Raw genomic sequence first — 6735 nt, forward strand, 5'->3', positions numbered from 1 at the left:
GCCCTTTTGCGGGCGCTCATGGCGAAACATAGGCCCCACCGTCCAGACCCGCAGCGGGCCGTTGTACAGGGCGTTGTGCTCGATCATGGCGCGAACGATGCCGGCAGTGGCTTCGGGGCGCAGCGTGGCTTGTCGCCTACATAACTCTTCTGCTCGATGTCTTCCATCTGGCGGTATAGGCCCTGTAAATGTTAAAGTATCTCTGATTTTCTCCATATTTTTGACCAAATGATTAATTTTTATTAAATATTAAATACATATATATTCTTGGAGTTTATCAGTAAACTTTTTCAGACATCGTTGGTAGAAAGTATGTAAAGATGTGATTCCAATGCCCCATTCTGCCGAAATCTCTTTCCAGGAAATTCCAGAGCATCTTCTTTTCGCTATAGCTTGAAAATTTGCTTCTGGATGACCTTTTATGTGTTCTTTGCAAAAAATCAACTCTGGATCAGATTCTATACATTCTATTATTTGTTCAGATAAAGACATAGGTTGAGATTGAGATGATGGGATATTTTCCATATGAGAGTCTTCCAGATTTATTTCATTTCCTTTGCCGATAACTTTGGGGATAGCTTCTGGAAAAAAGCGTTTACTCAATAGCATATTTACCCAAGTTATAACTTCACCGCGTTCTGGGTCATACTTTTTAATATTGTTATCTTGGCAAAGATAGAAAAATAAATTTTGTACTGCCTCATCATAAATATCTTCATAAAGTAGTTGAAATTGGTCCTTATAAGGATGAATAAGTCTACCCGATTGCCAAATCGCATTCATCAGCTGTGTTAAAGCTACCCGTTGTTCTTTGGTTGCATATGGGTGTTGTTGGGCTTTGAGCGCTAATTCTTTAAGTTGTACATCTAGTTGTTTTCTCCAGTCGTTAGTCATAAAAGACCTCGAATTCAAACGCACCACCTTGCCAATCTGTATATATCTCATGTATGGATTGCGATTTTTACACAAACTAGCCACAATCGTTACAAAACTTTTTGCTCAGACATTAAAGAAATGTAGACAGGTATTAATACCGTTCAGTTAAGGAATTTCTCGGTTAAGGGAACTCCAAGAAATAAATTATCCAATATTGTGGAGTGGGCAACATGAGCGCCATATAAACTGGACGCTCATGTTGCCCTCAATCGTCAATTTTGTTTTTCCAATAATTATTCTCTATTTTGTGGCATAAATTTAGTTAATGCGGGTGATATGTACACAGCAGCATTGATCACTAAGAAGTTCCTTATGAATAATTCCACCTACCAGCTAGACAATTCCGCCTTAACATTGCCGATTTCCCAATCAGCTCGCATAACTGCCCAGCAATTTGCTAACCAGCAGCCAAATTCTGAAAAAGCAGAGCAAGTTCGGCTGAATACCCTGGCTGTGTGGGTGGTGAATGACTACTTAGAAATGATGGATATTCCTACTGATCTCCAAGCTAGTGACAGCTGGAACCCCATCATGCGCCTTTGTGGGGATGTAGCTGACTTAGAAGTGCCCTCAATTGGTCGTCTGGAGTGTCGCCCTGTCCATCAGCATCAGCAGATATGTTCCATTCCTCCAGAAACCTGGGAAGAACGGGTAGGTTATTTAGTAGTTCAATTTGATGAATCGCTCCAAGAAGCGAGGCTGCTTGGTTTTATCCCTAGTGTCAAAACTGAAACGCTGCCTTTAGCGCAACTGCAACCATTGGAAGCGTTTATCGACCACTTGGGTCAACTGCGCCAATCCCCAGTTAGTCCACTGGTGGATTTAAGTCAATGGTTTGCTGGTATATTTGAGACAGGTTGGCAGACTATTGAATCCCTGTGGAACGTGCCAGAACTCAGACCAATTTATGCCTTTCGCAGTGCTAATACTGTGGAACTAAATGCCCTTAACCGACCAGAATCAATTACTAAACGTGCAAAAGTGATTGATTTGGGTATCCAAATTCTCAACCAACCCGTCATGTTGATTGTGCAAATCAGTCCAGAAAAGGATCAGCAAACCAGTATTCATCTGCAATTGCACGCCACTGGGAATCATATCTACTTGCCACCAGGAGTTCATCTTACCGTTTTAGATAGTTCGGGAACAGTATTCCTAGATGCTCAATCTAGAAAATTAGATAACTACATTCAGTTGCAGTTTCGCGGTGAACCTAGAGAGCAATTTAGCGTTAAGGTGGCTATAAATGATACTAGCATTACCGAACATTTTAGAATTTAAAACATCTAGCTATCTTCCCTCTTTGTCGGTAACTTATTAAGTGGTAATTGGTTAGTTAAAAATTAAAAATTCAAGTCGGCTTTTAGGGATTTTGAAAAAAATCTGTAAATGCTTGTAGAGCTTGTTATGAGACATGAGAACAGGGCATGGTTTCGTACAGGGGAATAGCGACGGTCATGGGTAAGTTAGTGGTTATGAAATTCGGAGAGGGTAGTTTTGAGCAAGGGTTTGCTGTCACCCTCGAAATTGGTGAAGAACAGAAGCGTCCTTCAACAGAAATTACGGGGAAACTACCTTCATTTCCCGAAATGCCGCTCTATTACAGTCATTGGCAGTCTAGTTATCGGCAAATAGGCAATCGTTATCGTCTCCATGCTGACAAAATGCAGGTGACGAATGTATCGATGATTCAAGACTGCGAAAACGCTTCTCATATTTTGCAGACACGCTTTAATAGGTGGCTGCGAGCAGAAGAGTTTCGCCCTTTAAGGGAAAAATGGTTAGAAAGATTGTCGTCCACGGAAGAAGTGCGGGTGATTTTGCAAACAGAAAATAGCCAATTGCAGCTATTACCCTGGCATCTGTGGGATTTGTTAGAACGCTACCCCAAGGCTGAAATCGCCCTTTCTTCACCATCTTACGATCGCATTCACAAACCACGCACAAAAAATCCATTAGTCAACATTTTAGCAATTGTGGGCAATAGTCAGGGAATTGACACCCAGGCCGATCAAGCTTTACTGCAACAGTGTAGTAATGCAGAGGTTAGCTTTCTGGTAGAACCACAACGTCAGGAATTGACTGAGCATCTTTGGGGAAAAAACTGGGATATTCTCTTTTTTGCTGGGCATAGTTCCAGTAACAAAAATGGAGAAAGCGGACGAATTTACCTGAATAAAACTGATAGCCTCACCATTGGCGAGTTAAAGTATGCTTTGAAGAAAGCCATTGAAAACGGCTTGCAACTAGCTATATTCAACTCCTGTGATGGATTGGGATTGGCGCGAGAACTGGCTGATTTGCAAATCCCTCAGATGATCGTCATGCGTGAACCTGTCCCAGATCAGGTAGCCAAGGAGTTCTTAAAGTATTTTCTCGAAGGTTTTGCTAGTGGCGAGCCTTTATATCAGTCGGTACGCCAAGCGCGGGAACGGTTGCAAGGACTTGAGGATAAATTTCCCTGTGCGACTTGGCTACCAATGATTTGCCAAAATCCAGCGCAGATTCCGCCCACTTGGGATGAATTAAGGTCTACAGAAACTGAAGCACCAAATTTAGCTTTGTCTACCAGACATAGATTTACGACAACCTTGTTATCTAGTTTGGCGATTACAGCCTTAGTTTGTGGGCCGAGATTGCTGGGATTGCTGGAATATCCAGAGATTCAAGCCTATGACTTGATGATGCGTCAGCGCCCTGCACAGGGACTTGATTCTCGACTGTTGATAATCACAATTGACGATGACGATCTGGCAATTCAAAGAAAAAATAACGAGGATTTGATTGGAGCTTCCATTTCCGAAAAATCTCTTAACAAACTCCTGGCAAAACTGAATCAATACCAACCCCGTGCGATCGGCTTGGATATCTACCGTGATTTTAAAGCCAAACAACCAGATTTAATTACTCGTCTTCAAAAAACTCAGAATTTGATTGGCGTATGTAAAGGGAGCGATGTCACAGTAAATATCCCAGGAAATCAGCCGCCGCCAGAAATCCCCACAACAAATTTGGGATTCAGTGACTTTATTCATGATCGTGATGGAATTATCCGTCGGCATCTTCTGTTCATGAACCAAGAGGCGACATCGTTGTGTCCTGCTCCCTTGGCATTCAGCCTGAAACTGGCCTCCCTCTATCTGCGCCCTTCAGGAATTGAACCAAAATTCACACCTGAAGGGAATTTGCAGCTAGGTAAAACTATTTTTGAGAACCTGAAATCTCGTACTGGTGGCTATCAAAATATTGATGCCAATGGCGGTCAAATCTTACTCAATTACCGTTCCCCAAAACAAATAGCCGAACAGGTGAAGCTAACCCAATTTTTATCTAGTCCAATTAACCCCAATGCTATCAAAGATAAAATTGTTTTGATTGGTGTAGTGGCAAAGGGGGATTCTCCAGACACCTGGCCTACACCCTATGGCGTTCCTTTAGATGAGCAAATGCCAGGAGTGTTAGTACAAGCGCAGATGATCAGCCAAATCCTCAGTGCAGTGCAGGATGGGCGACCGTTGCTGCGGGTTTGGTCACTGTGGGCTGAGGTGGCCTGGATTTGGGGCTGGTCTTTGGTAGGGGGAGTCCTGGTTTGGCGAAAGCTTTCCTTCCCTTGGTTGGCATTGGCAGTTATTATTACCTCTAGTGTTCTATATTTAGTTTGCTTTGGTCTGTTAATTTCGGGTGCTTGGGTGCCTTTTGTACCTTCAGCTTTGTCGTTGGTTGTCACGGTTGCTTTGATGTCAATATATAATTCAACAACAAAAGTTCGGGTGGCTACTGCACAATAGGGCAATCCGCTTGGTTAAGAAAATTTATCTGTTAAGGCAGGCAGGGCAGAAGAATCTGATAATTGTATTAGACAGAAAAATTTGGGTCAACTACCTACACTATACGCGAAGCGTATAGTGTAGGCTTGCAAGAACAGAAAAGCAACGTAAGAGATGACTAGCCCATGAGCCGTTACCTGATACGTACCTCCGAGCGTTTCCCTAACTCGGAATAACTACAAACTACCTGATTAGTAGTGCTTGCAGAAAGGACATTTTGGTAGCGGTGGGCTAAGGGACTTATAACTTTTCACGAAAAGGATTATCTCCAATGATTCGTGTTCCAGTATTAGACAGAAATAGCAAACCAGCTAATTAAACGGAGTTCAAGATTATGCGTAGCGTCCTAAGAGATTGCTTGATTTGTCGCCCTGTAAGGATACGCAGACTCGCTCTTTGTGGCGCTATCAGTCGGGGATTCAGACCCACTACTGTCTTGTTGACCACCCTTACGGGTGACGCTCGTTCCTCGCTAACGCTGCGCTAACGCCAGTTACTCATGGGGGAAACCCCCAAAACCGTACTGGCTCACCAAATCTACGATTTGGTGGGGGTGCAAAAACGCCGGTTATTCAGACGCTTTTTCGGTCAGAATAGCCAACTCAATTCTGACTCCTGACTCCTGACTCCTGAATTCTGTTCGATAATTTAATTTTTGAAGTTCACTAGGGAATGGGGAAAGATTTTTTTATGAAATTTTTGGATAACCAGTAGATAATTCTATAAGGTTTGCATACTTAAGGGAAGGTTTTTATGAAGTCAAATTCACAACAGATAAAACTGTTTTTAGTAGTAGCTTTTAGCTACACTAGTTTACTAGTTAGCCTGACTCCAGTACTGGCAAAACCAACTCTTAGTTCTTCACCTAGCGATCTTGGTGCTAAAACGAACCTTGCTCAAGCCACAGCCTTTAATCAACCCTCGCTTCCATCTGGCCCACCTCCTGGAGGTCGTGTTCGTGGTGGAGCGAAGCGCGACGGCGGGGAGTGTCCACTTACTATTACTAAACCTGACCTGACTGCTTTAGTACCCTTTACTGAAGAAGCTAACTCAGTGATTAATGTCTGGGGACAGACAACTGTAGAACACCCAAGTTGGTTTTTTTATGTGCCGTATACCAAAGATTTGCCCTATGCAGTTGAATTTGTGCTGCAAGATCAGGACTTGAAGGAGATTTACCAAAAAGCGATCGCTCTACCAGATAAACCAGGAGTTATCCGCGTTTCTCTGCCTACCAGCGCTCCTGCCTTGGCACTAAACAAACAATATCGCTGGTTTTTAACCGTTAACTGTTACCAGCAAGAGAATTCTCCCCCAACTTTCGTCGAAGGGGTAATACAACGAATCGAACTCAAACCAGCCGCTCTTAAAGAGCTACAAACTACAGAACCTCTAAAGCGCTATAATATCTATGCCCAAAATGGGATATGGTACGAGGCACTGACGACACTGGCCCAACTGCGCGGTCAAAATCCTAAAGATGCAGTACTAAAAGCAGAGTGGCAAAATTTGTTAAGCAGCATCCGCTTAGATGATATTGCAGCAGAACCGATTCTTTCGGAAAAACCTTAGAGGATGTTTGAAAAGTCGCAAAGTATACTAGAAACCCTGCTTCCATTCCTCTCCCCGAAAGGTCGAGAGGCTTTGAAACCCGCATCCCTTGTAGGTAAGGCTTGCTAGGGGGTTAGGTTTCTGAGACTTAGATGTTAGTAATAATACTTTTGAAACAACCTCTTAGATTAAAAAACACTTAGGACTTACGCAAAAATTGCTAAAAAGCTTACAGCAGTTTTCAGGTATTTAGACCACGACTGAGACGAGGAATGGGGAGTAGGGAGTAGGGAGTAGGGAGTGGGGTAATTTATTGAATTGGAAATTGCTGTAAATAAAATATTACCGACCGAATGGTTTGTTTAAACATAGTGCAAGAAGTGCTTTAGAGTCAAGTATTTTTCAGCGCTGAGTTCTTAAC

The 6735-nt window shown here is 42.8% G+C and carries 5 protein-coding genes; 3 read left to right on the forward strand and 2 right to left on the reverse strand.

The features are described from left to right. Together LC574_RS20075 and LC574_RS20080 are read right to left on the reverse strand one after the other, a co-directional pair. Window positions 1-216 (reverse strand): aminoacyl--tRNA ligase-related protein (locus LC574_RS20075; protein WP_306422140.1); only part of this gene is annotated, 216 nt, incomplete at its 3' end. A 33-nt stretch (window positions 217-249) separates the two neighbouring features. Continuing rightward, window positions 250-894, reverse strand: a complete 645-nt coding sequence (locus LC574_RS20080; RefSeq protein WP_229455154.1) for a sigma-70 family RNA polymerase sigma factor — start codon at window positions 892-894, stop codon at window positions 250-252. Window positions 895-1248: 354 nt separating this feature from the next. Here LC574_RS20080 and LC574_RS20085 point away from each other — a divergent pair, with 354 nt between their 5' ends. From LC574_RS20085 to LC574_RS20095, 3 genes are all read left to right on the forward strand, one after another. Next, window positions 1249-2217, forward strand: a complete 969-nt coding sequence (locus LC574_RS20085; RefSeq protein WP_229455155.1) for a DUF1822 family protein — start codon at window positions 1249-1251, stop codon at window positions 2215-2217. 176 nt (window positions 2218-2393) lie between these two features. Beyond that, on the forward strand, window positions 2394-4724 hold the full coding sequence (locus LC574_RS20090) for a CHASE2 domain-containing protein (protein ID WP_229455158.1): 2331 nt from the start codon (window positions 2394-2396) through the stop codon (window positions 4722-4724). 792 nt (window positions 4725-5516) lie between these two features. Next, complete coding sequence (locus tag LC574_RS20095; protein WP_229455156.1) at window positions 5517-6335, forward strand: DUF928 domain-containing protein; 819 nt, start codon at window positions 5517-5519, stop codon at window positions 6333-6335. Window positions 6336-6735: the final 400 nt, after the last annotated feature.

Source organism: Nostoc sp. CHAB 5715 (genome assembly GCF_020829685.1).
In the GTDB taxonomy this organism is placed as follows: Bacteria; Cyanobacteriota; Cyanobacteriia; order Cyanobacteriales; family Nostocaceae; genus Nostoc.

What these genes read in the sequence shown, in the direction of transcription:
- LC574_RS20080 (WP_229455154.1), bottom strand. Translation starts at nt 894, where the DNA reads ATGACTAACGACTGGAGAAAACAACTAGATGTACAACTTAAAGAATTA.
- LC574_RS20085 (WP_229455155.1), top strand. Translation starts at nt 1,249, where the DNA reads ATGAATAATTCCACCTACCAGCTAGACAATTCCGCCTTAACATTGCCG.
- LC574_RS20090 (WP_229455158.1), top strand. Translation starts at nt 2,394, where the DNA reads ATGGGTAAGTTAGTGGTTATGAAATTCGGAGAGGGTAGTTTTGAGCAA.
- LC574_RS20095 (WP_229455156.1), top strand. Translation starts at nt 5,517, where the DNA reads ATGAAGTCAAATTCACAACAGATAAAACTGTTTTTAGTAGTAGCTTTT.